This is a genomic window from Eudoraea sp. (assembly GCF_039969275.1).
GTDB lineage: Bacteria > Bacteroidota > Bacteroidia > Flavobacteriales > Flavobacteriaceae > Eudoraea.
This window is the reverse complement of the sequence record NZ_JBDVOC010000010.1, coordinates 350,864-373,726: the sequence shown is the minus strand read 5'-3', so window position 1 is coordinate 373,726 and position 22,863 is coordinate 350,864. Positions and strand designations below refer to the sequence as shown.

Here is a 22,863-nt window from a genome sequence, read left to right as displayed (position 1 = left end):
ACTGTGTTTATTACATTATTTTTCCAAAGAAAATAGCGTTCATAAGAAATTTATTTGTTCCATACCAAAAGGCCCTGAAGTTAGTGTTATCTGTAAATAAAACAACCCGGCCCTTGCCAAGTCTTTGTACTTTAAATGGCACGCTACCTTTAATCATTTCCAAGTTTTCTTCTGAAATATAACCGCTTTGGAGAGGTTGATTAGTATATTGAATTGGATTATTATAACTATCCTTATCTGGTTCAATATAAACGTTTGTATTTCTAAACAGGGACACTTTATCGTTTTTGTATCCAAAATTAATGGGGTGAGAGCGATCTTGCTTAGCCTCAAATATTGCGCCGCCTGTAACCTGCGCCCCAATGAAATCTGACTTCTGCCCGAATGATATATCCCTGGCTTCAAGGGTGTCCTTTCTAAATTCTAAGTTCATGAGCTGATGTTTATCAAACCAATTTGCCATATTTCCATAACCAATAAGCGTTCCACCGGCTTTTACCCAATCATTTAATTTTTTAGCCATAGTTTTATCATTCGAATTTTTACCTGATGACCTGGGTATTATAATATCTGTGTAAGAACTCAAATCAACAGAATTAAGATACTCTTTATCAATTTTGGTAATCTTCATATTATAGCGTGTGTCAAATAAATGCCAAATTTCTCCTGCATCATAAGATCGTATACCGCTGCCTACCACTATGGCAACTTTTTGTTTTTTAACAGGATCAAAATCGTTACTGCCCAGATCAATACCCTGTGATAAACCTGTATTCACACCCGTTATTATGATCTTACTGTCTTCAGCTACTTCTTTTAGAAATATATACAAATCATTGCTGTTTAATACCTGATTTTGCACCGGTATCATTATTGTTCCGTAATCATAGGTGTTATTTTCCAGGGAAAACGGCAACTTTGCTACTTTGGCCCTAAGTCCTTTAGATAAAATTTGATTTAGTGCTCTGGGCGTATAATATTCATGCCATTCAAATAAGTACGCATAACTACTTTGCTGACTTACATTCCCTGTTAGCGGTTTAAAGTCAGTTATTTGTGGTCCTGCACTCGACAGGGACTCCAATTCCGCATAATCAACATTAAATGCAAGAGGAAATGTCCATGCCGAAATATCATAAAACAAACTGTCAGTAAATGTAGTTCGCTTCTCAAACATAGATTTAATTAACCTATGGTTTTTCTGATTCATTGGAACCACATAGCTATGATCTTTTTTAAATGATTTGCTATCTATAGTAACATCGGTGGCAAGTTCATGGAAGTTTATTTTCTGTCTGCTAAGTATTTCTGCCAGATGCCAGGTTTTGGCTGCATCCTTGCTATCTCCAAAAACTATGGCCTTAGTCCTGCTTTTTGAGGCTTCGTTTCTCATGTTTCGATAAAATTCCTGCTGATAGGAAAGTATCTTTACACGCATATTTTGTGCCGCTTCAATGGTTGATAATGCGGTTGTAAATTGATTTCTGATTGTAAATGGAAAAGTTAGGGTACCGTTTTCAGTGTCTTGTAAATGACCCCTCGAACTGGCTTGTTCAAACAATATTCCAATACCGCCGTTGACATCGGGAAAAGTAGAGCCCTTGCCATAATAGTAGTCATCATATCTTTCCTCTGAAAAATAAAGAGAACCTATTTTGTCCAATGCTTTAGCATGGTAGCTTCCAATTTGAGCTGTTAACTCCTGGTTCATGGCAGGTGTTAAAGGATGAACTCTTGTTGGTTCGCCGGGTTGAAAAAAGAAGGTTGAATTAGTAACCATTTCATGATGGTCTGTTAGAATATTTGGTAACCATTTATGGAATGTTTCTATTCTGGCACGGCTTTCGGGCAATTGAACCGGAAGCCAATCCCTATTCATGTCAAACCAATAATGATTAGTCCGGCCGCCGGGCCATACTTCGTGATACTCTCTTTCATTATTATCCGAATTTAGGTTGATGCTTTTATTGGTATTAGCCCAATATGCAAAACGCTGAAGTCCATCCGGATTATAGGAGGGATCCATAAGAATGACCAGGTTATCCAGTAATTCATCAATTTCAGGACCTTGAGCAGCCGCCAGGTAGTAAGCGTAAGCTAATCCAGCGTTTGCCCCACTTGGTTCATTGCCGTGAATAGAGAAACCCTGATATACTATTATAGGCATGTTTTCTATGGAAGCTGAGGTATTTTGGTTTTCGGTAAGTGCAATATGTTCTGCTCTTATCTGTTCCAGGTTATTATGGTTTTTAGGGGAAGTGATAGTAAGTAATAAAATGGGTCTTCCTTCAAAAGTAGATCCGCGATTTTCAATACTTATGCGATTACTTTTCTCGGCTAATGTTTGCATATAAAACATCAACTTATCGTGGGTAACATGCCATTCACCAACTTCATGACCAATTATATCAGCCGGTTTGGGTATGTTATCATCATAAGTAATATTTTGTGGTAAATAATAATCAAGATCAATCGAATGTTGTGCGATACCTAAAAAGGAGAATATAAGAAGTAATGTTGTGATTGTTATTCTCATGTGTTATGGGGATATTAATAAGTTTAGGAATAGAAACAAAAAACGACCTTTGAATACAAAGATCGTTTAGTCATTTTTGTGATTAGAGTTTAGATATCATCAAAATCTAGATCTGTGAAATTATCTGTAGAAGAAACTTCTCCATTCTGACTCGGCTCTTCCTTTTTGAAGTCCTTTTGATGTCTTTCTGAGATGACTTCAAGTCCTTTCTCGTCAATTATATAGTCCATCATTTCTTCCATGATCTCTCTAAAGGATTGAAAATCCTCTTTATAGAGATATATTTTGTGTTTCTTATAATGAAAGGAGCCATCATCATGTGTAAATTTTTTACTCTCCGTAATGGTCAGATAATAATCTCCCGCCTTTGTACTCCTGACATCAAAAAAATAGGTCCTTCTCCCAGCTCTTAAAACTTTTGAGAAAATTTCTTCCTGATCCATGAAATCTTTATCGCTCATTTGTTAAATATCTAGTTAGTATTTATGCTCAAAATATATTCAAAAATGGAAAAAAAAAGCGTATCCAGCAACATTTTTCTAGTTTTCTTTCGCTGATAGTTGATTGATATATAGCTCCTTGTAATAGCCATTTATTTCTATCAAATCATTGTGAGTGCCTTCTTGGAGTACCTTTCCGTCTTCCAGGACTATAATCTTATCCGCATTTTTGGCCGAAGAAACACGATGACTTACTATTAGGGTGGTCCTTAGATGTGAAGCATGTTTTAGGTTGTGTAATATTTCTTCTTCAGTCTCTGTGTCCACGGCAGACAGACAATCATCGAACAGATATATCCTGGGATCTTTTAGCAAAGCCCTGGCTATTGAAACACGCTGTTTTTGACCTCCACTAAGGGTTATTCCCCTTTCACCGAGTATTGTATCGTACTTTTTGGAAAAGCCCATAATGTTTTCATGCACAGCAGCCTTTCGGGCTACTTCCAAAATTTCATATTCCGTTGCGTCCTCCTTCCCGAATTTAATGTTATTTTTTATAGTATCAGAAAACAGAAATGCATCTTGTGGAACGGCACCAACAGACTCTCTCAGGCTATTTAAATTTAAACTTTGAACCGGGACATTGTCAATTAAAATCTCACCTGAAGAGGTGTCATAAAGCCTGGCAATCAGATCCAGGATAGTGGATTTTCCTGAGCCGGTTTTTCCAATTATCGCAACCGTTTCACCTTCTTTAATGGTGAAAGATATATCGTTAAGTGCGGTAATATTTGTGTCGTCATAGGTAAATATGACATTCTTAAATTCTATGGTGCCTTTAATCGGCGTGTCTTCTAAAACTGCATTTCTTATCTCGGGTTGTTCCTTTAAGAACTCATTTATTCTCTTTTGGGAAGCTTCGGCGCGCTGAACAATGGAAGTCAGCCAACCTACAACAGCTACCGGCCAGGTAAGCATATTTACATAAAGTATGAATTCTGCTATGGTACCTATAGATGAAATTTCGCCATTAATATATTGTTTACCTCCCACATAAATAACAAAAATGTTGCTGATTCCAATTAAAAGGATCATCAACGGAAAAAACCAGGCGTTTACTTTGGCCAGATCCATACTTTTCTCCTTTCCTTTATTAGCCAGTACAGTCATTTCATTGTTTAGCTGAGGTTCCAGGCTATATGCTTTTATTACTGATACTCCAGAAAAGGATTCCTGGGCAAAGGTTGACAAAGTGGACAGGTATTCCTGAACTTTAGTACTTCGTTTATGAATAATTTTACTTATCTGATATATCAAAACAGAAAGTATGGGCAGTGGCAATAGGGAATAAAATGCAATAGTTGGAGCCTTAATGAACATTAGGGGTATAAGACATACGAATAAGGTGAGTGTCTGAATTCCATACATTATTGCGGGTCCGGTATAAAGCCTTACCTGCCCAACATCCTCACTTATCCTGTTCATTAAGTCACCCGTGCGGTTCTTTTTATAAAAATTTAGACTTAAAAGTTGGTAATGATCGAAAACTTCGTTTTTTAAATCGTATTCAATGTATCGAGATACATTTATAATGGTCTGTCTCATTAAGAAAGTGAAGAATCCCGAGAGTAAAGCCGCCCCGACAATGATCAGGATATATTCCAAAAGCAAATCTCTTGCCTGGGGCTCTGTAATTTGTGAAGCCACATAATTTTCAACAACTTCTATAGATTTTTTTACATAGGAAGGCATTACCAATTGAAATATCCTCGCAATAATGGTGATGATTATGCCGATGAGTAATTTAAACCAATATTTTTTGAAGTATTTGTCTAAGTGCCTGAGTTCTTTCATTAAAATGGCTGGTAATGCAACTAGGTTTTAAGCATTGGACAAATATAGCTGATTGGTCGCAAAACAAATGTTATAAAACTTATAAGATAAACTGAGAATTAGGTTTGGTTTTAAAATAGATTAGTATTTTTGCGGCGTTTTGTATTTCTAATTTAACAAAAGGTTCTTTAAAATGCTTACACGAAGGCAAATCAGGGTAAAAGTGATGCAATGCATTTATGCCTTAACCTTATCGCACGATGAATCATTAGAAAAACAGAAAAACTTTCTCCGAATAAGCATTGACAACACTTATATTCTCTATCTACTTGTTTTAAGTCTTTTAATGGAACTTCATAAAATGGAGGAAAATTTCATCAGATTATCATCTAAGAAATATTTGAATGCAAATGACGAAAAATATCCGAATAAGGAAAAGTTTCTAAATAATGCAGTGCTTAAGCAAATTGTTAATAATTCCCTGTTGCAAAATGAATTGGTTAAAAGGAAATTGAATAATTGGGATCTGCACCAGGATTATATAAAAATAGTGTTTAATGAAATAAAAAAGAGTGAACTCTATGAGCAATATATGCTAATGGATGAGCGCAACTATGAAGGGGATAAAAATCTTATTGCAAGTCTCTTTAAAGAGGTTATAGCTCCAAATGAAAGGATTTATGAATATTTTGAGGATGATAAATTAACCTGGGTAGATGACATCCCTCTGGTGAATACCTTTGTATTGAAACAATTGAGGAAGGTAAATGAAGAATATAGCCAATCCTTCTTTTTGCCAAAGCTCTTAAAAGACTCAGATGATATGGTTTTTGCTGATCAATTATTAACAAAAACGCTCCTAAACAATAAAAAATTTGAAGAAGAAATTCAAATAAAAACACCTAACTGGGATAAGGACAGAATAGCCGATATAGATGCTATACTTTTAAAGATGGCCATTTGTGAGCTAACCGGTTTTTCTTCCATACCCGAACGAGTCACCATTAATGAGTATTTAGAAATTGCTAAAGAGTATTCTACACCTAAGAGCAGTATCTTTATTAATGGCATATTGGATAAATTGGTAAAAGAATATAGGATTAATGGAAAATTGAAAAAAGCAGGGAGAGGGTTATTATAAACAAATATTCCTTAATTTTGCATGCAAATCTTAAAACTTAAATTAAAATGAAAAGATTATTTATTGCCCTCGGTTTAACCGCAGCATTAGTTCTTAGCTCTTGCAAGGAGAATGCTTCTAGTAAGGTAAATACTGAAAACGTTGAAGTGGCAGCTGAAAGAGACATGCAGGCAAAAAATTTACCTGTAATGAATTTTGAAAAAACGGAACACGATTTCGGAACCATCACTCAAGGTGCTCCACAGGAGACTGTCTTCAATTTCACAAACACAGGTAATGCGCCATTAATTATTACAAATGCAACCAGTAGTTGTGGATGTACAGTTCCTAATCCACCTAAAGATCCAATTGCTCCAGGTGCAACAGGTGAACTTCTTGTGAAGTTTAATGGTTCAGGCCAAAATCAGGTTACTAAGACCATTACTGTAACTGCGAATACGGAAAAAGGACAGGAAGTTCTAAGAATTAAGGCATTTGTTAACCCTAAAGAAGGGGGACCTTCGGCAGCATTGGGCCCTGTTAAATAAGTAGTACAAAACTCAACAAAATATTATGGGTGATATAGGACAATTTCTACCGATGATACTCATCTTTGCCGTGGCATATTTTTTTATGATACGACCGCAGATGAAACGTCAAAAGGATGAAAAGAAATTTGCACAAGCATTGAAGAAGGGTGATAAAATAGTAACCAAAAGTGGCTTGCATGGCAAAATTGTGGATTTGAACGATAAGGATTTTTCCTGTATTATTGAAACCATGGCCGGAAGGCTTAAATTTGACAGATCTTCCATTTCTATGGAAATGAGCGCCAAATTGAATGTTGTTCCCAAGGAAAAATAGGATTAAAAACAATTTCATTAAAAAAGCATCGGTCACTACCGATGTTTTTTTTTGATCTAATATTTGGCTGAAATTCTTTATATTAAACTTTTCAAAAAAAATGATATGAAAACAAACAGAAGAAGGTTTATTAAGAAAAGCTCATTATATCTTTTAGGGTCAGCCGGCTATTTTCTATTTCCTGTTGAACTTCTTGCGTCAATGCGTAAAAAAGTCGGCGCTAATGACCAGATTAATCTGGGATTAATTGGTTGCAATGGCATGGGCTTTAGTAACCTGCTCTCGCTTTTGAAAATTAGTGAGGTTAACGTATTAGCACTGTGTGATGTAGATGAAAAAGTACTTTCCAGACGTACTTCAGAACTCGAAAAAGCCGGTATTAAGAAACCACAATGGTATAAGGATTATCGAAAAATGTTGGATAATAAAGATATTGATGTTGTGGTTATTGGGACACCAGATCACTGGCATTGCCTGCAATTGACAGATGCTTTAAGTGCTGGAAAAGATGTGTATTGTGAAAAACCAATTGCGAACTCAATGCAGGAATGTGATATTATGCTTAATACTGTTCAGAATAGCAAGAATATTGTTCAAATTGGTCAATGGCAACGTAGTCAACCTCATTTTGTAGATGCGATTAATTTTGTACACTCCGGAAAACTAGGTGAAATAAGACTGGCAAAAGCCTGGGCATATCAAGGATGGATGAAACCAGTTCCTATCCTGGCAGACACCAATGCTCCTGTCGGAGTTGATTACAAAATGTGGTTAGGACCTGCACAAGAACGTTTATTTAATCCTAATAGATTTCATTTTAATTTCAGGTGGTTTTGGGATTATGCAGGTGGACTTATGACGGATTGGGGTGTTCATCTGATAGATTATGCGTTATACGGAATGAAAGCCGGAACCCCAAAATCTGTAATGGCTCTTGGAGGTAAGTTCGCCTACCCGGATGATGCTTCAGAAACACCAGACTCATTACAGGCAGTTTTTGAATATGATGATTTCTCCATATTATGGGAACATGCTACTGGTATTGACGGGGGAAATTACGGAAGAAATCACGGGATAGCCTTTATTGGCAATAATGGTACCCTGGTATTAGATAGAAATGGCTGGGAAGTAATTCCGGAAAAAGAATTTCAAGGCTGGGGAAAAGAAGGCATCCCCCGCATGGAAGCTTTGCCTCTACAACAGAATCAGGGAAGTGGTTTGGATCTTCATACTAAGAATTTCATAGAGGCTGTTAAAAGCAGGGATCCGAAGAACCTTAATGCGCCTATTAAAGTAGGTTATGATGCAGCCATGGTATCCCATATGGGAAATGTTGCATTCAAATCCGGTAATAGAATATATTGGGATGCAGATAAGAACAGATTTACTGATACAACGGCTAATAAGATTATGAAGGCGTCTTATCATAATGGATGGAAATTGCCACAAAATTAAAGTTACCTAAAGTTGTAAATTTACATTTTCAGAAATTTAAGGCCCTTATTAGGGATAGAAAGTTCTAAGTTTATTTGTATTTATCATTTAATCCCTGGCCTGCTGAGATCATTGGAATAATCTTCTCAAGTCGCGATTCCTTTGTCTTTTGTTGTTTTGCCTCTGTGATATACTCGCAATAATCTCTCTGTTTATAAGGAGTGAGGGCATTAAATTGCTCATTCAGCCTGGTGTTTTCTGACAAAGCGTCCAATAACAGTTTTGGGAGGATTATTTCTGTCTTTCGCGATTGTTTTATTGCCAGTCCTTTCTTTTGAATTGCGATAGCTTCATTTATATATTCTAGAACACCCGCTTCATCTATATCGTTTACTGAGCTAAATTTCCAGTGCCTCATTGATTTTGTTTTGCCTTCCTGTGCATTCACCAGAACTCCCTTAGGATCACTAAGGAAAACTCCGTTAAAAAACCAAATGCCAAAATGATTTTTAAAAGCTAATATTCCCAGTACGTTTTTATTGTCGATAGTATACACAGGTGAGCCCCATTTTAGAGTTTCTACCAATTGGGTTTTCAAGGCAATGGCTCTCAAATGTGAGATACCCTCCTTATATTTTTGATTTTTGGAATAGTAGGCTACTATTTTTGCATCAACATTCATACTCCAGTCTATTTTCTAGCTACAATTTCGCAGATTTTCACGATAACATCAACCGCTTTTTGCATACTTTCCACAGGTATGTATTCATACTTGCCGTGAAAATTATGTCCACCCGCAAATATATTTGGACAAGGTAGTTCCATAAAACTGAGTTGTGAACCATCTGTACCACCCCTGATAGGTTTTATGATCGGTTCTATATCTAATGTTTCCATAGCTTCTTTGGCAATTTCAACAACATGAAAAACTGGTTCTATCTTTTCTCTCATATTGTAGTACTGATCTTTTATCTCCAGGGAAAAGCAATCCCCGTGTTTTTCATTTAGTTCATTGACACTATTCTGCAGTAGTTTTTTTCTCTTCTCAAATAAGGATCGATCGTGATCCCTAATTATGAGTTCCAACTCTGCTTTTTCTATTTCGCCACGAAGCTGATTTATATGAAAAAATCCTTCCCGACCTTCGGTTTGTTCCGGTACTTCTTTTTTTGGTAATAAATTCATTAACTCATTAATCAGGCCAATTGCATTTACCATTTTTCCTTTGGCATATCCCGGATGTACGCTTTTACCTATGGCAGTAATCTTTGCTCCGGCGGCATTAAAATTCTCATACTCCACTTCCCCTATCTGACTCCCGTCTATTGTATATGCCCAATCTGCATTAAATTTTTTAACATCAAATTTATGTGCTCCACGCCCAATTTCTTCGTCTGGTGTAAAACCAATACGGATAGGCCCATGTTTAATTTCCGGGTGCTGTATAAGATACTCCATTGCTGTAATTATTTCGGTAATACCCGCTTTATCGTCGGCCCCAAGGAGCGTCGTGCCATCAGTAACAATAAGGGTTTGTCCTTTGTAAAGAAGTAAATCATCAAAATAATCAGGTGAAAGTACAATGTTGTTTTCTTTATTAAGGACAATGTCCTTTCCGTCATAATTATGAATCAGACGAGGTTTCACATCGGTTCCTGAAAAATCCGGGGTCGTATCAAAATGCGAAATAAAGCCAACTGTGGGTACCACCTTTTTAATATTTGAAGGAAGCGTAGCCATAATGTAGCTGTTCTTATCAATAGATATATCTTCCAAACCAATTTGTTTTAATTCCTCGGTAAGTTTATTGGCCAATACCCATTGTTTTTCTGTACTCGGAGTACTATTTGAATTTGGATCACTCTGAGTATCTATAGTGACATAGCTAATAAAACGGTCAATGATTTTTTGCATGCTAATTAGTTTATATCAAAATTACAATAATACTTTAAAGCCTCAAACATCATAATAATAGATGTTTAACTCCAAATCCATATGAAGAAAGTAGTATCTAGCAGACAATTTAAGATAAGTTTTGTCTACCTTATGAGGATATTAACTCAAAAATGATAACACATGAAACAGCATTACTTAATTATTTTTGTCCTAATATTTGGCGCCATTGGCATTGTAAACGGGCAGATAACGGGTACAGTGACGGATGATCAGGGGGTTCCGCTTGTTGGAGCTTCGGTTGTAAAAAAAGGCACAACTATTGGTACTACAACAGATTTTGATGGAAACTACAGCATAGATGCCATCCTTGGTGACAGGTTAGTCGTTTCATATATTGGATACGAACCTCTGGAAGTTTTAGTAAATAGTACTATTCTAAACATTACCCTTGTTTCCGGATTGGCATTGAGCGAGGTCATAATTACAGGTTCCCGTAACCCTAACAGGGTTGCGACGGAGAGCACAGTTCCTGTAGATGTAATTGATGTTAAGGAGTTGGCAAGTGTTGGCCCGCAGGTAAATTTAAACCAGATTTTAAACTACGTAGCGCCTTCATTTACTTCAAATACACAAACCATTTCGGATGGAACAGACCATATAGATCCTGCATCATTAAGAGGTTTAGGACCTGATCAGGTATTGGTTTTGATTAATGGGAAAAGAAGACATACATCTTCACTGGTAAATGTGAATGGTACATTTGGTAGAGGAAGTGTAGGAACAGATTTAAATGCTATTTCTACAGCTTCAATACAACGTGTTGAGGTACTTAGAGATGGAGCTGCGGCACAATATGGATCAGATGCAATTGCAGGTGTAATCAATATAATTCTTAATAAAGATGCAGGTGAATTAAACCTTACAGTTACAACCGGCGCCAATTTTTCCAAGAATGCCAATGGGCAAACAGGAGGTTCAGATGGTGAAGCCACCAATATAGCCGGCAGTTATGGAATTTCTTTGGGTGAAAGAGGAGGATATATAAACTTTTCCGGAGATTTTGATGTTCGTCAGGACTATAGCCGTATGAAAGAATGGGAAGGTGATGTATTTAATCAATACAATACTGTAGAGCGATTTGCAGATGCTGATGGTTATGATGTAGCTGCTTTATTAGATGACGATGTAACTGATGTACTATTTTATGCAAATGCTGCAGGCATTGATACAGGACTGGCAACTACTAAAGAAGAATTACAGCCCATTCTCTCTGTTGATAATACAGAATCTGAATTGACTGCTAGGGGATTAGTTAGAAGTGATTTTAATATGAGAGTAGGTCAGTCTGCCTTAAGAGGGGGTCGTTTTTTCGCTAATTTTGCACTTCCCTTAGACGATTATGGAACAGAATTATATTCTTTTGCCGGGATTAGCTCAAGAACAGGAAATTCTGCAGGTTTTTACCGACTTCCTAATCAGAGTAGAACATATACTCCTGCTTATCTTAATGGATTTCTACCAGAAATAAATTCTAACATCAAGGATCAATCCGTATCTATAGGTATCAAGGGAAAAGTAGGCGATTGGAGTGTGGATTTCAGTAATACGTATGGAAAGAATGCATTTCTTTATACTATAGGTAATACCTTTAATGCTTCCTTGCAGAGCGCATCACCTACTAGCTTTGACGCCGGAGGGTTTTCCTTTGCACAAAATACAACTAACCTGGATATTACACAGTTTTATGATGATATCTTTAGTGGTTTTAATGTGGCATTCGGTGGAGAATACCGTTATGAGAACTACGAAATTGTTGCAGGTCAAGAATCCTCTTATGCTCAATATACTGCTGCAGGAGAAGTAATTACACTTTCTACTCAAGAGCCATCGCAGGATTTCTTTGGAAGCGCCAGACCAGGAGGATCGCAGGTATTTCCTGGATTTAGTCCTAACAATGAATTATCGAGAGATCGAAGCAGCATTGCGGGATATTTTGATTTAGAGGCTGATTTTTCTGAAAATGTTCTTGTGAGTTTTGCAACCCGTTTCGAAAATTACAGTGATTTTGGTTCAACCATAAATTTCAAAGTTTCATCACGTGTTAAAATTAGCGATAACTTTAATCTACGTGGTGCATTAAATACCGGATTTAGAGCACCATCTCTTCATCAGATTTATTTTAATTCAACTTCCACCATTTTTGATCAGGATGGGAATCCGCAAGAGGTGGGTACTTTTTCCAACGATAGCAGGGCTGCTAAACTTTTGGGGATACCTGAATTAAAAGAAGAAACATCGAGTAGTATTAGTTTAGGTTTGACAGGTAAAATACCAGATGCCAACCTTACGGTGACTGTCGATGGTTATTTTGTTAAAATTGATGACAGAGTGGTATATACAGGGCAGTTTCAGGGTCCTGGTACGGGAACGGAATTGGATAATCTGCTTAGACAGGCAAATGCCTCAGCAGCTTCATTTTTTGCTAATGCAATTGACACAGAATCAAGGGGTATTGATTTAGTTCTTACCCATAGGGCGAATGTGTGGGATGGATGGATGCTTAATTCAAGTTTGGCAGCTACTTTTTCTAAAACCCAACAGGTTGGAGAGATAAAGGCATCCCAGGTAATTGAAGATGCTGGGTTAGTAGATACTTACTTCCCTGAAGATAGTAGGGTTTATCTGGAAGAAGCGGTTCCAAGAACAAAGGTGAACTTAACGTTTAATCTGTCTTCAGACAAATGGATTTTCTTTTTAAGAGGGGTATATTTTGGAAAAGTTACAGAAGCAACTACAAATATTGATAGACAACAGGTTTTTGGTACCAAATTTGTGACGGATCTTTCGGCGAGTTACAAAGCTACACCCTCCCTGACCTTTACAGTTGGGGCAAACAACGTATTTGACACTTATCCGGACAGGGCAGCCGAAGTTTTGGCTGACGGTGGGAATAATCGCAGTAGCGGTCGTTTTGATTGGTCTAGGAGAGCACAACAATTTGGTATTGGAGGTAGATTCTTATTTGCTCGAGTTAATTTCATTTTAAAATAATCCATACAATTGCAATTATAAAAAAGCTACCTTATAAGGTAGCTTTTTTTGTTTGTGGTGTTAAATTGGGGGGAATTATAATTTTTGATAAAAAACACAGTTTATATAGAAGTTTATTAGATAAAAACTAAAAAGGATTTGAGATCATGAAATTGAAATATTATTGTTCTATTCTATTGCTTTTTATCTTCTTAACAAGCATGGGTCAAACGGCAGACTGTACCTTAGGCATTGGTGGTAAGGATACAGAAACTATTATTAAAGTCTTTCAGCTTAGTGAAGAACAGTTAGTACAAATGGAGGGCTGGATTCAGGAATTAAATAAATCCAATGAATTAATCGAAGAACAGATTGATGTCCTTTTGGATAAGCATCCGCAAAGTAACGAAGAAGAATTGCAAGTCCTGGCTGAAAAATTTAAACCACTCCGTGCACAGATTATTGCCAATTCAAGAATATGTGATCAAAAATTAATTGGTATACTAAATGAAAATCAATACCGTCGGTATATTGACTTATGTACCGAGGCTATCCGCAGACCACTAAAGGGATTAATCTCCAAGGAGGACATGGTACCGGAGTGATTTTAACACTCCAGAAAAGACGAAATAGTTGGTAATGCACCGCTAACCTAATGGAAGTTTGTATTTTTGAACAAAGTTTTTTTAGCCTATGTACAAGCTCCTCATCAGACCTTTTCTATTCCTTTTGGACCCGGAAAAAGTACACCACCTTTCATTTACATTGATTAAATTATTATCTAAAATTGGATTTTCTGGTCTCTTCAGATTCCTTTATCTTATAGATGACGAACGTTTGGAACGAGAGGTTTTTGGAATAAAATTTAAAAATCCTGTGGGCCTTGCAGCCGGATTTGATAAAAACGCTGAATTATATAACGAACTCTCCAATTTTGGATTTGGTTTTATTGAAATTGGTACTGTAACGCCCAAACCACAAGCTGGTAATCCTAAAAAGAGGCTTTTCAGATTAAAAGCAGATCACGCAATAATAAACAGAATGGGTTTTAATAACCTGGGAGTTTTTGAAGCCGTTGAAACCTTAAAGAAAAAACACAATGTTATTATAGGCGGGAATATTGGTAAGAACAAAATCACACCTAATAATCTTGCCATCAAAGATTACCTGATATGCTTTGATGCCCTTTTTGATCATGTCGACTATTTTGTTATAAATGTAAGTTCTCCAAATACTCCGGGCCTCCGGGAATTACAGGATAAGGAGCCTCTTACGGCGCTCTTGATGGCTTTAAAACGCGAAAACCGTAAATACGCACAAAGTAAACAAGTAATTGAGAAGCCAATTCTTCTAAAAATAGCACCTGACCTTTCGAATGAACAGTTATTGGATATAATTCAAATTGTTGAAGATACGCGGATTTCAGGGATAATTGCTACTAATACTACAATAGCCAGAGAAAATCTGAAATCGGATTACTTTCTTGTGGAAGAAAATGGAGGATTAAGTGGAAAACCCCTTGCGAACAGAAGTACAGAGGTTATTCGATTCTTGTCTGAAAAAAGCAATAGGGCATTTCCAATAATTGGGGTTGGAGGAATTCATTCTACAGAAGATGCCCTGGAAAAACTAGAAGCAGGTGCTGATTTAATTCAGCTATGGACAGGATTTGTCTATGAAGGACCTGCACTGGTGAAAAGGATAAATAAGGCCATTCTGGACCAATCCTGAGAGATTCCAATTAATTTTCCTCGGATACTATTTGTGATGCCTTACCTCAAAAATGGTAATCCGGACTATTTAGTCCAATAATCAACCACCATTACATCATCTACAGAAGGTCCTATAAGACTGACGAAGGCCTTATGGTCTGGATGTGGCAAATATATTGCACGATCTTCTTCACTTTTAAAACTGACAAAAAAGCAATGCGTAAATCCTTTATCCAGTCCTTCCGGACTATTGTTTAAACCCCATTCAAAATCAGAGATTTGAGGTATTTTACCCGCTAAAGCGCCAAAAGCCTTTTCAAAAGAAACTAGTTGCTCTTCAGATGTTTCTTCCTTAAACTTAAAAAGGACCACATGTCTTAAAACGCTGTCCTTCGTATTTTGTAATTCCGTTTTTGTCTGATTTATTTTTTTATCCATTTTTAAGGAAGTAAAGCTAAGTGACACCAGACCAAGCACCGCTGTCAATAAAAGTATTTTGGTTTTCATAAATAAAATTTTTGTAAGATAAAAAAAAGCACGAAACTTTTGTATTTTGAGCTATGATTCTCATAATTTCTTAACTTGAATTACGAAATACTTTCCGCCTTTATCCTGGCAACCGCTGCCCTGGCTATATCACCGGGTCCGGATAATATTTATGTATTAACACAAAGCATATCCAATGGCATAAAATGTGGTCTTTCAACCACCGCTGGCCTAATTACAGGTTGTATTGTTCATACTACTTTCCTGGCATTTGGCGTTTCCGTACTAATTAAGGAAAACGATCAGATATTTTTCATAGTTAAACTATTTGGAGCATTTTATTTGTTTTACCTGGCTTATAAGGTATACAATGCCAAGGTGCATATTACATTGGATAGTACAAAGTTTCCGAAAAAATCTTTGGGTCAATTGTTTAGACAAGGTTTTATTATGAATGTGCTCAATCCGAAGGTTACAATTTTCTTTCTTGCTTTTTTTCCAGGATTTCTTTTTAGTGAAGATTTGGATACGGTAATTCAATTTTATGTTCTTGGCTTATTGTTCATGATAGTTACATTCTTTATTTTTTCTGCAATCGCATTGCTTTCAGGCTCTATTGCCAAACAAATTAAAAAGCATTCTGGTATTGAATTATTTCTTAAGTGGTTACAAATTGTCGTCTTTTCTGGCATAGGTATTTACCTATTATTTTCGGATAATTAATATTAATTTTGGTAAATACTAGATTCGCCATATGCCCGAAAAAGTGAAGATTATTGAATGTCCCAGAGATGCTATGCAAGGCATTAAAAACTTTATTCCGACTGAGAGGAAAATTGCATACATTCAATCTTTGCTGGGTTGTGGTTTTGATACCATAGATTTTGGGAGTTTTGTCTCACCCAGGGCCATACCGCAGATGTCGGATACTGCTGAAGTACTTTCAAATTTAGATCTGTCCAAATCAAAGAGCAAGTTATTGGCTATTGTAGCAAATGTGAGAGGGGCAAATGAGGCAAGTGTTCATCCTGAAATTGACTATTTGGGATATCCATTTTCAATTTCTGAGAATTTTCAAATGCGTAACACGCATAAAACCATTGCGCAATCTATAGATATTCTGGGTGAGATTCTTGAAATAGCCAATGCAACAAATAAAGAAGTAGTTACTTATCTCTCCATGGGCTTCGGCAACCCATATGGTGATCCATGGAGTGTCGAAGTTGTTGGAGAATGGGCAGAAAAATTGGCAAATATGGGAGCTCGGATATTGTCCTTGTCTGATACTGTGGGGACCTCCACCCCTGAAGATATCAACTATTTATTTTCACATTTAATTCCTAAATATCCGGATGTTGAATTTGGAGCCCATTTACATACAACACCAAACAGATGGCATGAAAAAGTAGATGCAGCATATAAAGCAGGCTGTCGCAGGTTTGATGGCGCGATAAGAGGGTTTGGGGGCTGTCCAATGGCCAAAGATGAATTAACCGGAAATATGCCTACTGAAAAAATGTTGTCTTATTTCACTGAAAACAAGGTAGATACGGGAGTTCAGTGGATGGTCTTCGAAGCTGCACATAATAAGGCGACAGAACTCTTTGCTGCCTATAGTTAAGATAATTTCGACTTTATTAATTTCTCGCTATCCCATAACTGTTAAAGTTGATAAATTATTTAGATTTATTATAAATAAACTTTTGAAAATTAAATTTTGAGATTACATTTGTTCTTTATTTATCAATTATTTAAAATCAGTCTAAATAAAAATAACTACCAAAATGAAACAAACCACCCTTGTCTTTTTATTATTTTATTGCGGGATGATGATAGCACAGACTAAAACGGATTCTATTACTCTCGATCCGCAAAAGCAGATAAATGCAGCACAACGTTTAATATCCGGTAATTATGCCTCGGCAGTAACCGTAGGGGCATACGGTGAAGTTTTATATAATCAACCCGAAGGAGCCAATGGAGAATTGGATGTACAACGATTGGTTCTACTCTTTGGATATAATTTTAACGATAAAGTTCAATTTGTTACTGAAGTAGAAGTGGAACACGTTGAAGAGGTCTTTGTGGAACAGGCTTTTATAAATTATAATGTTGCAAATAATGTAAATCTGAGGGGTGGTTTAATGCTTATCCCTATGGGAATAATCAATGAATTTCATGAACCCACAACTTTTAACGGAACAGAACGACCCGGTGTGGATAATGTCATTGTACCTACCACATGGAGGGAAATCGGAGTTGGGGTAACCGGAAGATTTAACTCGATCTCCCTTGGATATCAGGCTTACATATTCAATGGTTTCAAGTCTGCAGAATCGGATGGAGAGGGTGGCATTAACGGCTTTTTGAAGGGATCTAACGGACTTAGGAGTGGGAGGCAAAAAGGAATTCAATCCACTGTTAGTAGCCCCACTTTATCGGCCAAAGTAGACTACTACGGTATTCGAGGTTTGCGTTTAGGTTTAGCCACCTATCTTGGAAAGACCCAGGCAGAAGATGATATTAAAAAGTTAGACGGTGCTCGTATTGGTATCTCCATGCTTGGACTTGATGCAAGGTATGCCTACAAACGATTTATGGCCAGAGGTCAGTTTATTCAAGGATGGTTGTCCGATACCGAAGCTTATAACACTCTTACCGGACAGGATTTGGGAAGCGCTTTGCAGGGCTGGTATGTGGAAGGTGCGTTTAATCTTTTGCCACAAGAAAAGAAACAAAAACTCTTTACCTTTGCCCGCTTTGAATCCTATGATACTCATGCCCAGACAGATGGCACATTGGAAAGAAATGATGCTTATAACAGATCGGATATTACAACGGGTTTAACCTATCATATAGTAACAGGAGTAGTTGTAAAAGGAGACTATCAATTTAGAAGTAATGCCCTTGAAGGAAGTGATATTCCGAATCAATTAAATTTTGGGATCGGAGTATGGTTCTGATAAATCAAGCAATGAAAATAATTTAGTATTACTGATGAATAGCTTATTAAGATTAAATCTAAATTAATACATTTGCCTTATGTGGTTTCACAAACAATTTTGTTTTTCTTTTATTCTGGTGTCCTTCCTATTATTCGGATTTGGTCTTCCAAAAGTTATTCAGAAGAGGGTAAATAAGGAGATCGAAAAGACTTTTCAATCTTCGACCATAGAGATGCTCCCGGTTATTGTACCGGAAGAAATCAATAGTAAACTTCCAACAAAAATTACCGGAGCTAATTTTTTTACTTTATCAGAAGGTTCTGAACTTTTGGGTTATGCATTTGTGGACAATGCTCCAAGCAAAACAGCCAAGTTTGATTATCTGGTAATATTCGATCAGGACTTAACGGTTATTCACACCAAAGTGCTGGTATACAGAGAAGATTATGGAGGTGAAATTGGAAGCAAACGATGGTTGAAGCAATTTTTGGGAAAAACAGGGAATGATAGAGTGAGCTATGAAAACAATATTGATGCTATTTCAGGAGCCACGATCTCTGTGCGATCCATGACTTTGTCTATGGATAAACTTTTTCAGACAATTGGACAGCTTCAGGAAAACAAGGTATTGTAATGAATTACAATGGTCTTTTACAGCGATTACCAGTGGAGATCAAATGGTTTGTAGGTTCATTTGTTTTTATATTATCCATTGGTTTTTATACAGGACTTTTATTTGTTAATCAAACAAGTTCGGCAGCACCAAGTGGTATCGTGGAAAATTATTTAGGAAATGAGGCTGACGAAGATGCCAGGGTTATGAAATTTAAGAAAAGTGAGTATGAAATGCTTACAATTATCCACACCCATATCTTGTCCATGTCTTTTATTTTTTTCTTATTGGGAATTCTGGTATGGCTCACTAAACTACCTAAAAAGCTTAAGCTGTTCCTTACTATAGAACCTTTCCTTTCAGTCATCCTCACTTTCGGAGGTATTTATGTCTTATGGTCAGGACTTGAATGGATGAAATATGTAGTGGTTTTTTCCGGCATATTGATGACTATTACCTTTATGATTTCTTCGTTATTGGTCCTTTATCAACTAGTGATTCCGATTAATTCAGAACGGTAAGAAAACAGTAATCCTCAAGTTGTATTAAATGTAGTATATTTGCACGCAATTAATCCTTAATTGCCATGGAAGCTCACCTTAGTAAAATTCTTGGAGAAGGTCTCACATATGACGATGTACTCCTTGTTCCGGCTTTTTCTGAAATACTACCCAGAGAAGTTGATATTCGTACAAAGTTCACCAAAAATATTACTATAAATGTTCCCATAGTTTCAGCGGCTATGGATACTGTAACCGAATCGCGAATGGCTATTGCGATGGCTCGTGAAGGCTGTATTGGTGTATTACATAAGAATATGACAATTGAGCAACAAGCAACAAAGGTTCGAAAAGTTAAAAGGGCTGAAAGTGGGATGATTTTGGATCCTGTAACACTGCATCTTGATGCTTTGGTAGGAGACGCTAAAGCCAGTATGCGTGAGCATAGCATTGGCGGTATTCCTGTTGTTGACGAAGATCAAAAACTTATAGGTATTGTAACCAACCGAGACCTTAGGTTTGAGAAGAACAATAGCCGTCCTATTGCTGAGGTAATGACAAAATCCAATCTCGTTACCGTCGCTGAGGGGACTTCCTTAGAACAGGCAGAGGGTATACTTCAGACCAATAAAATTGAAAAACTTCCGGTTGTAGATACTACAAATAAACTTGTTGGCCTAATCACATTTCGCGATATTACTAAGCTAACTCAAAAACCAATTGCAAATAAAGACCAATATGGAAGGCTAAGAGTAGCAGCGGCCATAGGTGTAACTCCAGATGCCTTGAAAAGGACAGAAGCACTGGTGACAGCCGGTGTTGATGCTATAGTTATAGATACTGCCCATGGACATACAAAGGGAGTAGTTAATATACTTATGGACGTAAAGAAACAATTCCCGCAGCTAGAAGTTATTGTTGGTAATATTGCCACAGCGGATGCTGCAAAATATTTAGTAGAGGCCGGGGCCGATGCCGTCAAAGTCGGGATAGGACCAGGTTCAATTTGCACAACAAGAGTAGTAGCAGGCGTTGGGTTTCCACAATTCTCAGCGGTATTGGAAGTTGCCGCAGCCATTAAAGGTAGCGGTGTACCGGTTATTGCGGATGGTGGCATACGTTATACCGGAGATATCCCAAAAGCAATTGCAGCAGGCGCAGATTGTGTAATGCTGGGGTCTTTATTAGCCGGGACGAAAGAATCTCCCGGAGAGACAATTATTTATGAAGGCCGAAAATTTAAATCTTATAGAGGTATGGGATCTGTGGAGGCTATGAAGGAAGGAAGTAAGGACCGGTATTTCCAGGACGTCGAAGATGATATTAATAAATTGGTGCCCGAAGGGATAGTAGGGCGCGTTCCTTATAAAGGAGAGCTATATGAAAGTATACATCAATTTGTTGGTGGTCTCAGGGCCGGGATGGGTTATTGCGGTTCCAAAGATATAGACACTTTAAAAGAAACAGGAAGATTTGTAAAGATAACTGCGAGCGGTATTAATGAGGGCCATCCTCATGATGTTACAATTACGAAGGAATCTCCCAACTACAGCAGGTAAACTATTTCCCATTACCACTATACGTTTTCCAGTCTTTTTCCAGGTAGATATTATCTCCAAAATAACGGGCAATATTTAAAAAAGGATCTGGTTTTTGATATCCCGGTACTGGGGAAAGCATATTGTGTTGCTCATCCATGAATACAACAGTCGGATAACTCAAACGTCCTTGTAACAATGCCGCAGCTAACTCGTGGTAACCTCTTTTACCCGATGGCACATATTTATAGGTCTTGCCTTTAAAATCAATGGGTTCTTTCCCTTCTCCATCCAGCTTCACCATATAAAAGTTGTTGGACATGTATTCGGCCACTTCGGCATTTTGAAATGTGTCCTTATCCATTTTTTTACACCAGCCACACCAATCAGTATATACGTCCACAAATATTTTCTTTGGATTCTTGTCTGTTGCCGCCAAGGCTGCAGCTTCATTCCAGCTTAGCCAATTAACCTCCTGGGCATTTGACGTAAAGGTTAATAAACCAATAAAGACTATAAGAAAAGGCGTAGAAATTGCCAGGGACTTAGATTTCATAAGATTTGATTTGAGTAATTAGTCCAAATACTGTACCAAAACTAACGAAAATTTAGCTGCTTTATTTCACTGAAGCTTTTTGATTCTTTACGGCAAACAAATCTTTAACATCAATTTGGTTTCTAATCAGATCATCAAAAGTTTCTCTTTCCCGTATAAGTACAGATTTACCCTGGTGCCAAAGGACTTCAGCCGGTCTGTATCTGGAATTATAATTACTGGCCATGCTAAAGCAATAAGCCCCTGCATTTTTAAAACAAAGGACATCACCTTCAGAAATTTCATTGATCCTCCTGTTATTGGCAAAGGTATCCGTTTCGCAGATATAACCCACTACAGAATAATAGCGTTCTTTTCCTTTCGGATTTGAGATATTGATAATTTCATGAGTGGCACCATAAAGCATAGGCCGAATTAGGTGATTAAAGCCAGAATCTACGCTGGCAAAAACAGTAGAAGTAGTCTGTTTTACCACATTTACTTTTGCAAGAAAGTAACCGGCTTCACTTACAAGAAACTTACCAGGTTCAAAAGCCAGAGTCAGTTCTTTACCATACTCTTCACAAAAGTCATTAAACCGACCACTTAATTTTTCGCCCAATTCCTCAATATTGGTCTCAATATCTCCCTCTTTATATGGCACTTTAAATCCGCTTCCAAAATCTATAAAGTCCAGCTCTTTAAAATTTTTCGCTGTTTCAAAGAGAATTTCTGAGGCATATAAAAACACCTCAATATCCAAAATATCACTTCCGGTATGCATATGTATGCCATTGATTGTCATTCTTGTTAATTCAACAATTTTCAATAAATGAGGAATCTGATGGATGCTAATTCCAAATTTTGAATCAATGTGGCCCACCGATATATTAGAATTACCACCGGCCATTACATGAGGGTTTATTCTTATACATACAGGAATATCGGGGTGTTTGTTCCCAAATTGTTCCAGGACAGAAAGATTATCAATATTTATTCGTACTCCTAAAGCTGCGGCTTCTTCTATTTCTTCTAAAGAAACTCCATTGGGGGTATAAATGATTTCCTCAGGTTTAAAACCAGCCAGAAGACCGAGTTTCACCTCCTGAATTGAAACGGTGTCTAAACCACTTCCAAGGTCGTTCATTAACCTTAGTATTGTAAGGTTGGAAAGTGCTTTTGCAGCGTAATTTAGTTTTAATTTTTTAACCGTTTTAAAGGCATTGGTTAGCCTGTTGAACTGAGATTTTATCTTTTCAGCATCGTAAACATATACAGGATTTCCGTACTCTTTTGTAATGTTTAATAGATCGGTGTACTTCATCTTTAACCTTACTTTTGAGCAAAACTAAAATACTTGGATCTATTACACAAAATAAAA

General features: G+C 37.1%; 21 protein-coding genes. 13 read left to right on the top strand and 8 right to left on the bottom strand.

The annotated features are described in order from the left end of the window. Positions 1–10 precede the first annotated feature (10 nt). From ABJH90_RS09500 to ABJH90_RS09490, 3 genes are all read right to left on the bottom strand, one after another. Positions 11–2,536, bottom strand: coding sequence for a M14 family zinc carboxypeptidase (locus tag ABJH90_RS09500; RefSeq protein ID WP_348138709.1), 2,526 nt, complete (start codon positions 2,534–2,536; stop codon positions 11–13). A gap of 89 nt (positions 2,537–2,625) precedes the next feature. Further along, positions 2,626–2,997 (bottom strand): PUR family DNA/RNA-binding protein, encoded by a 372-nt coding sequence (locus ABJH90_RS09495; protein ID WP_348138707.1) that lies wholly within the window; start codon positions 2,995–2,997, stop codon positions 2,626–2,628. 78 nt (positions 2,998–3,075) lie between these two features. Next, positions 3,076–4,830 (bottom strand): ABC transporter ATP-binding protein, encoded by a 1,755-nt coding sequence (locus tag ABJH90_RS09490; protein WP_348138705.1) that lies wholly within the window; start codon positions 4,828–4,830, stop codon positions 3,076–3,078. A gap of 172 nt (positions 4,831–5,002) precedes the next feature. On the opposite strand from ABJH90_RS09490, the gene nusB reads away from it, so the two are divergent. The 4 genes from nusB (at position 5,003) to ABJH90_RS09470 (ending at position 8,248) form a co-directional block, all read left to right on the top strand. Continuing rightward, a complete protein-coding gene (gene nusB / locus ABJH90_RS09485; protein ID WP_348138703.1) occupies positions 5,003–5,950 on the top strand; it encodes a transcription antitermination factor NusB in 948 nt (315 codons plus the stop codon). 47 nt (positions 5,951–5,997) lie between these two features. After that, on the top strand, positions 5,998–6,477 hold the full coding sequence (locus ABJH90_RS09480) for a DUF1573 domain-containing protein (protein ID WP_348138701.1): 480 nt from the start codon (positions 5,998–6,000) through the stop codon (positions 6,475–6,477). A gap of 25 nt (positions 6,478–6,502) precedes the next feature. Further along, entirely contained in the window at positions 6,503–6,793 is a 291-nt protein-coding gene (gene yajC, locus ABJH90_RS09475; protein WP_348138699.1) for a preprotein translocase subunit YajC, read from the top strand. A 105-nt stretch (positions 6,794–6,898) separates the two neighbouring features. Then, complete coding sequence (locus tag ABJH90_RS09470) at positions 6,899–8,248, top strand: Gfo/Idh/MocA family oxidoreductase (protein WP_348138697.1); 1,350 nt, start codon at positions 6,899–6,901, stop codon at positions 8,246–8,248. 70 nt (positions 8,249–8,318) lie between these two features. Here the strand turns inward: ABJH90_RS09470 and ABJH90_RS09465 are convergent, their stop codons facing one another. Continuing rightward, positions 8,319–8,909 carry a DUF1801 domain-containing protein gene (locus ABJH90_RS09465; RefSeq protein ID WP_348138695.1) on the bottom strand — a complete coding sequence of 197 codons (591 nt, stop codon included), beginning with the start codon at positions 8,907–8,909 and terminating at the stop codon, positions 8,319–8,321. Positions 8,910–8,917: 8 nt separating this feature from the next. Further along, entirely contained in the window at positions 8,918–10,141 is a 1,224-nt protein-coding gene (gene pepT, locus ABJH90_RS09460) for a peptidase T (protein ID WP_348138693.1), read from the bottom strand. Between the two features lie 162 nt (positions 10,142–10,303). Between pepT and ABJH90_RS09455 the strand changes: the two genes are divergently transcribed. The 3 genes from ABJH90_RS09455 (at position 10,304) to ABJH90_RS09445 (ending at position 14,884) form a co-directional block, all read left to right on the top strand. After that, positions 10,304–13,174: a TonB-dependent receptor gene (locus ABJH90_RS09455; protein ID WP_348138691.1), complete on the top strand. Its 2,871-nt coding sequence runs from the start codon at positions 10,304–10,306 to the stop codon at positions 13,172–13,174. A 146-nt stretch (positions 13,175–13,320) separates the two neighbouring features. Then, the gene (locus tag ABJH90_RS09450; RefSeq protein ID WP_348138689.1) at positions 13,321–13,758 is read left to right on the top strand and encodes a hypothetical protein; all 438 of its coding nucleotides are present in this window, start codon (positions 13,321–13,323) and stop codon (positions 13,756–13,758) included. 88 nt (positions 13,759–13,846) lie between these two features. Further along, on the top strand, positions 13,847–14,884 hold the full coding sequence (locus ABJH90_RS09445; RefSeq protein ID WP_348138687.1) for a quinone-dependent dihydroorotate dehydrogenase: 1,038 nt from the start codon (positions 13,847–13,849) through the stop codon (positions 14,882–14,884). 65 nt (positions 14,885–14,949) lie between these two features. Here the strand turns inward: ABJH90_RS09445 and ABJH90_RS09440 are convergent, their stop codons facing one another. After that, positions 14,950–15,372 carry a Dabb family protein gene (locus tag ABJH90_RS09440; protein WP_348138685.1) on the bottom strand — a complete coding sequence of 141 codons (423 nt, stop codon included), beginning with the start codon at positions 15,370–15,372 and terminating at the stop codon, positions 14,950–14,952. 75 nt (positions 15,373–15,447) lie between these two features. Here ABJH90_RS09440 and ABJH90_RS09435 point away from each other — a divergent pair, with 75 nt between their 5' ends. From ABJH90_RS09435 to guaB, 6 genes are all read left to right on the top strand, one after another. Next, on the top strand, positions 15,448–16,074 hold the full coding sequence (locus tag ABJH90_RS09435; protein ID WP_348138683.1) for a LysE family translocator: 627 nt from the start codon (positions 15,448–15,450) through the stop codon (positions 16,072–16,074). A gap of 31 nt (positions 16,075–16,105) precedes the next feature. Continuing rightward, entirely contained in the window at positions 16,106–16,972 is an 867-nt protein-coding gene (locus ABJH90_RS09430) for a hydroxymethylglutaryl-CoA lyase (RefSeq protein ID WP_348138681.1), read from the top strand. Between the two features lie 163 nt (positions 16,973–17,135). Then, on the top strand, positions 17,136–18,314 hold the full coding sequence (locus tag ABJH90_RS09425; protein ID WP_348138680.1) for a hypothetical protein: 1,179 nt from the start codon (positions 17,136–17,138) through the stop codon (positions 18,312–18,314). A gap of 79 nt (positions 18,315–18,393) precedes the next feature. Next, complete coding sequence (locus tag ABJH90_RS09420) at positions 18,394–18,930, top strand: FMN-binding protein (protein ID WP_348138678.1); 537 nt, start codon at positions 18,394–18,396, stop codon at positions 18,928–18,930. Continuing rightward, positions 18,930–19,430 carry a hypothetical protein gene (locus ABJH90_RS09415; RefSeq protein WP_348138676.1) on the top strand — a complete coding sequence of 167 codons (501 nt, stop codon included), beginning with the start codon at positions 18,930–18,932 and terminating at the stop codon, positions 19,428–19,430. Before ABJH90_RS09420 ends, ABJH90_RS09415 begins: the two co-directional genes overlap by 1 nt. A 65-nt stretch (positions 19,431–19,495) precedes the next feature. Next, positions 19,496–20,968 carry an IMP dehydrogenase gene (gene guaB, locus ABJH90_RS09410; protein WP_348138674.1) on the top strand — a complete coding sequence of 491 codons (1,473 nt, stop codon included), beginning with the start codon at positions 19,496–19,498 and terminating at the stop codon, positions 20,966–20,968. Position 20,969: 1 nt separating this feature from the next. On the opposite strand, the gene ABJH90_RS09405 is transcribed toward guaB, so the two are convergent. Together ABJH90_RS09405 and lysA are read right to left on the bottom strand one after the other, a co-directional pair. Further along, positions 20,970–21,503 carry a DUF255 domain-containing protein gene (locus ABJH90_RS09405; RefSeq protein WP_348138672.1) on the bottom strand — a complete coding sequence of 178 codons (534 nt, stop codon included), beginning with the start codon at positions 21,501–21,503 and terminating at the stop codon, positions 20,970–20,972. A 61-nt stretch (positions 21,504–21,564) separates the two neighbouring features. After that, on the bottom strand, positions 21,565–22,806 hold the full coding sequence (lysA, locus tag ABJH90_RS09400) for a diaminopimelate decarboxylase (protein WP_348138670.1): 1,242 nt from the start codon (positions 22,804–22,806) through the stop codon (positions 21,565–21,567). Positions 22,807–22,863 lie beyond the last annotated feature (57 nt).

Coding starts and splice junctions, on each gene's coding strand:
- ABJH90_RS09500 (WP_348138709.1), bottom strand. CDS start 2,536: ATGAGAATAACAATCACAACATTACTTCTTATATTCTCCTTTTTAGGT.
- ABJH90_RS09495 (WP_348138707.1), bottom strand. CDS start 2,997: ATGAGCGATAAAGATTTCATGGATCAGGAAGAAATTTTCTCAAAAGTT.
- ABJH90_RS09490 (WP_348138705.1), bottom strand. CDS start 4,830: ATGAAAGAACTCAGGCACTTAGACAAATACTTCAAAAAATATTGGTTT.
- nusB (WP_348138703.1), top strand. CDS start 5,003: ATGCTTACACGAAGGCAAATCAGGGTAAAAGTGATGCAATGCATTTAT.
- ABJH90_RS09480 (WP_348138701.1), top strand. CDS start 5,998: ATGAAAAGATTATTTATTGCCCTCGGTTTAACCGCAGCATTAGTTCTT.
- yajC (WP_348138699.1), top strand. CDS start 6,503: ATGGGTGATATAGGACAATTTCTACCGATGATACTCATCTTTGCCGTG.
- ABJH90_RS09470 (WP_348138697.1), top strand. CDS start 6,899: ATGAAAACAAACAGAAGAAGGTTTATTAAGAAAAGCTCATTATATCTT.
- ABJH90_RS09465 (WP_348138695.1), bottom strand. CDS start 8,909: ATGAATGTTGATGCAAAAATAGTAGCCTACTATTCCAAAAATCAAAAA.
- pepT (WP_348138693.1), bottom strand. CDS start 10,141: ATGCAAAAAATCATTGACCGTTTTATTAGCTATGTCACTATAGATACT.
- ABJH90_RS09455 (WP_348138691.1), top strand. CDS start 10,304: ATGAAACAGCATTACTTAATTATTTTTGTCCTAATATTTGGCGCCATT.
- ABJH90_RS09450 (WP_348138689.1), top strand. CDS start 13,321: ATGAAATTGAAATATTATTGTTCTATTCTATTGCTTTTTATCTTCTTA.
- ABJH90_RS09445 (WP_348138687.1), top strand. CDS start 13,847: ATGTACAAGCTCCTCATCAGACCTTTTCTATTCCTTTTGGACCCGGAA.
- ABJH90_RS09440 (WP_348138685.1), bottom strand. CDS start 15,372: ATGAAAACCAAAATACTTTTATTGACAGCGGTGCTTGGTCTGGTGTCA.
- ABJH90_RS09430 (WP_348138681.1), top strand. CDS start 16,106: ATGCCCGAAAAAGTGAAGATTATTGAATGTCCCAGAGATGCTATGCAA.
- ABJH90_RS09425 (WP_348138680.1), top strand. CDS start 17,136: ATGAAACAAACCACCCTTGTCTTTTTATTATTTTATTGCGGGATGATG.
- ABJH90_RS09420 (WP_348138678.1), top strand. CDS start 18,394: ATGTGGTTTCACAAACAATTTTGTTTTTCTTTTATTCTGGTGTCCTTC.
- ABJH90_RS09415 (WP_348138676.1), top strand. CDS start 18,930: ATGAATTACAATGGTCTTTTACAGCGATTACCAGTGGAGATCAAATGG.
- guaB (WP_348138674.1), top strand. CDS start 19,496: ATGGAAGCTCACCTTAGTAAAATTCTTGGAGAAGGTCTCACATATGAC.
- ABJH90_RS09405 (WP_348138672.1), bottom strand. CDS start 21,503: ATGAAATCTAAGTCCCTGGCAATTTCTACGCCTTTTCTTATAGTCTTT.
- lysA (WP_348138670.1), bottom strand. CDS start 22,806: ATGAAGTACACCGATCTATTAAACATTACAAAAGAGTACGGAAATCCT.